The following is a 3,476-nucleotide window of genomic DNA, read 5'->3' as shown; positions in this document are numbered from 1 at the left end:
GGCGTTGGCCGCGCGCGCGACGTTTTCCATCGCGCTTTGCAGCGCTTCGGGCGACAGCGCCTCGCCGACCGTCTTCAGCGCGACCAGCGTCGCGCGCTGGACCTCGAGCCCCTGGATCGTGGTCCGCAGCAGGTTCGCGTTCAGCTGCAGCCAGCTTTCCACCGCCTTCAGGTCATGGATGCGCTTGTCGACCTCGTCCAGATCCATCGGCGGCGTCATCGCCTGCAGGCCCGGCATCAGCCCGGTCGGCATGCCCGCCGCGTTGCCCCACATCTTGCGCAGAAATTCGAAGCCGTCGTTGAAATCGGGTATCTGTCCAAACATGGTCTGTGCTCCGCGGTGGGGCCATCGTCATTGGGTGGCGCGCTGACTGTCCGGCTGCACGCTCCGGCTTACGCGCCGAAGCGCGGCGGCCGTTTCTCGCGCAGGCTGGCCACGCCTTCGCGGACATCGGGTCCGGCGAAGCCCATGAACTCGAGCGCCAGCGAGGTATCGAAGGCGGGCCCGGCCATGCGCAGCCAGTTGTTCAGCGCGTACTTGGTCCAGCGGATCGCGCTCTGCGATCCTTCGGCGAGCCGGTTGGCGATCTCGAAGGCCTTGGCCACCAGCTCGCTCTCGTCGACCGCCAGCGAGACCAGGCCGATGCGCTCGGCTTCCTCGCCGCTGACCGACTCGCACAGCATCAGATAGTACTTGGCCTTCGCCATGCCGCACAGCAACGGCCAGACGATCGCGGCGTGGTCGCCTGCGGCAACGCCCAGCCGCGTATGGCCGTCGACGATGCGCGCGGTGCGCGCCGCGATCGAGATATCGGCCAGCAGGCCGGCGACCAAACCCGCGCCGACCGCGGGACCGTGCATCGCCGAGACCACCGGCTTGTCGCAATTGATCACGTTGTAGACGAGGTCGCGCGCCTCGTGCCAGACGCGCGAGCGGGTCTCGAAATCGTTGGCCATGTCCTCGACCAGCGCCAGGTCGCCGCCGGCCGAGAAGCCCTTGCCCTCGCCGCGGATCAGCGCGACCCGGATCTCGGGATCGGCCGACACATCGCGCCAGATCTCGGCCAGCTCGCGATGCATGTTGGCGTCGGCGGTGGCCAGCTTGCGGTTGGCCGATTGCTGCGCGCCCATCACGATTTCGAGAATGGGGCCGTGCTGGCGCAGCGTCAGCGCCTGATAGCGGTCGTAGCGCGAGGAAGGGGCGGTGCCGGTAGTGGCTGGATCAGTGGCTGGATCGGCGGCTGGGGTGGCGGCTGGGGTGGTGGACATCGCGGGTGGGCTCCTGGCGGGTGGAGGAAGGCGCGGCAAGCCGCCGCGCGCACCCGGCAGGGAGAAAATCGCCGCCCACTGAAGGCCTGCGCGAATTCCCCAACCGGGCGGTCGGGGAATTATAGGCTGATCGCCGCGGCGTTCAGCCGCCAGCTGCCGCCAGCTGCCGCCAGCTGGCGCCAGCTTCCGAGCCCGCGCTCAGGCCGGCGCCGCCACCACCTGGTCGATCGCGCCGAAGATCGAGCGGCCCTGGGCGTCGAACATCTCGATCTTGACCGCGTCGCCGTACTGCATGAAGGGCGTCACCGGCGCGCCGCTCTCGATCGTCTCCAGCGTGCGCTTCTCGGCGATGCAGCAGTAGCCCTTGCTGCGGTCGACGTTGGAGATCGTGCCCGAGCCGACGATACTGCCGGCCCGCACATTGCGCGTCTTGCAGATGTGGGCGATCAGCTGGCCGAAATCGAACACCATGTCGGTGCCGCAGTCGGGCCAGCCGACCTTCCTGCTGTTCCACCAGACCGTCAGCGGCAGATGGACCTTGCGTTCGCGCCAGGCGTCGCCCAGCTCGTCGGGCGTCACCGCGACCGGCGAGAACGCGGTGGCCGGCTTGCTCTGGAAGAAGCCGAAGCCCTTGGCCAGTTCGGCCGGGATCAGGTTGCGCAGCGACACGTCGTTGGCCAGCACCAGCAGCCGGATGCCCTCGGCCGCCTGCTCGGGCGTGGCGCCCATGCGTACGTCGCCGGTGATCACCGCGACCTCGGCCTCGAAGTCGATGCCCCAGGCCTCGCTGGCGCAGACGATGTCGTCGCAGGGGCCGAGCAGATCGTCGGCGCCGCCCTGGTACATCAGCGGGTCGGTCCAGAACTCCGGCGGCATCTCGGCGCCACGCGCGCGGCGCACCAGCTCGACGTGATTGACGTAGGCGGAGCCGTCGGCCCACTGGTAGGCGCGCGGCAGCGGTGCCATGCATTGGCGCGGATCGAATGCGAACGGATGCCGGGCGCGGCCGGCGTTCAGCGCGTCGTACAGATCCTGCAGCTGCGGCGCGAGGAAGTGCCAGTCGTCCAGTGCGGTCTGCAGCTTGCCGGCGATGTCGGTGGCATAGTGCGCGGTCTTCAGGTCGCGCGACACGACCACGAGCTGTCCGTCGCGCGAGCCGTCCTTCAGGGTGGCCAGTTTCATCGGGATTCCTGCATCAAGAACGACGCCGGCATGGCGCCGGCGTCCGGATGGGGGATGGCGCCGGCTGTGCCGGCCGCCGCGAGGCCGTCAGTCTACCGTGATGCCCTTGGCCTTGATCAATTTGCCCCAGCGCTCGGCCTCGCCGCGCGCATACTGCGCGAACTCGTCGGGCGTGCTGGAGACCGGCTCGACGCCGATGCCCTCGAAGCGCTTCTGGACCTCGGGCTGCTTCAGCGCCTTGACGAGCTCGGCGTTCAGCCGGCTGACCACCGGCTGCGGCGTGCCGGCCGGCGCGACCACGCCCTGCCAGGCATAGGCCTCGAAGCCGGCGACACCGCCCTCGGCCACCGTCGGCACCTGCGGCAGCGCGGCCAGGTGCTTCGGCGTCGCGCTGCCGAGCGCGCGCAGCTTGCCGCCGAGCACGTTCTGCTGGCCGGCCGCCAGATCGAGGAACATCAGGTCCACCTGGCCGGCCAGCAGATCCTGCACGGCGGGCGCCGCGCCCTTGTACGGCACGTGGGTCATGCGGATGCCGGTCTGCTCCATGAACAGCTCCATCGCCAGGTGGTGCGGGCTGCCGGCGCCCGGCGAGGCGAAATTGACCTTGTCCGGGTTCTTGCGCGCGTAGTCGACCGCCTCCTTCAGCGTGCGCGCCGGGAAGTTCGGATTGGCGACCAGGATCAGCGGGAAGCGGGCGATCATGCCGACATGGACGAAGTCCCTGGCGGGGTCGTACGGCAGCTTGCGGTACAGCGACGGGTTGGCGGCCAGCGTCGCGGTGTCGGCGGTCAGGATCGTGTAGCCGTCCGGCTTGCTGTGCGCGACGGTGTCGGCGCCGACGATCGTGGCCGCGCCCGGCCGGTTGTCGATCACCACCTGCTTGCCCAGCGCGGGCGAGATCCCCTGGGCCAGCGTGCGCGCCACCACGTCGGTGCCGCCGCCGGCCGGATAGGGCACGACCCAGCGTACCGGCTGGCTCGGCCAGGCAGGCTGCGCCGCGGCCGGGCGAGGCAGGGCGGCGGCGAT

The 3,476-nt window shown here is 70.0% G+C and carries 4 protein-coding genes; all 4 read right to left on the bottom strand.

Going from position 1 to position 3,476, the window contains the following annotated elements; genetic code table 11:
• The coding region (locus B551_RS15455) for a PhaM family polyhydroxyalkanoate granule multifunctional regulatory protein (RefSeq protein ID WP_023264467.1) at window positions 1-324 on the bottom strand (324 nt) is incomplete at its 3' end.
• A 68-nt stretch (window positions 325-392) separates the two neighbouring features.
• Window positions 393-1,268: an enoyl-CoA hydratase/isomerase family protein gene (locus B551_RS15450; protein ID WP_006579915.1), complete on the bottom strand. Its 876-nt coding sequence runs from the start codon at window positions 1,266-1,268 to the stop codon at window positions 393-395.
• 198 nt (window positions 1,269-1,466) lie between these two features.
• Window positions 1,467-2,450, bottom strand: a complete 984-nt coding sequence (locus B551_RS15445) for a fumarylacetoacetate hydrolase family protein (RefSeq protein ID WP_006579914.1) — start codon at window positions 2,448-2,450, stop codon at window positions 1,467-1,469.
• An 87-nt stretch (window positions 2,451-2,537) separates the two neighbouring features.
• Window positions 2,538-3,476, bottom strand: a complete 939-nt coding sequence (locus B551_RS15440) for a tripartite tricarboxylate transporter substrate binding protein (protein WP_023264466.1) — start codon at window positions 3,474-3,476, stop codon at window positions 2,538-2,540.

This window comes from Cupriavidus sp. HPC(L) (assembly GCF_000307735.3).
GTDB lineage: Bacteria > Pseudomonadota > Gammaproteobacteria > Burkholderiales > Burkholderiaceae > Cupriavidus.
This window is presented reverse-complemented; position numbering and strand designations above follow the sequence as displayed.

Excerpts from the sequence above, each read along its gene's own strand:
- B551_RS15450 (WP_006579915.1), bottom strand. The coding sequence starts at position 1,268 with ATGTCCACCACCCCAGCCGCCACCCCAGCCGCCGATCCAGCCACTGAT.
- B551_RS15445 (WP_006579914.1), bottom strand. The coding sequence starts at position 2,450 with ATGAAACTGGCCACCCTGAAGGACGGCTCGCGCGACGGACAGCTCGTG.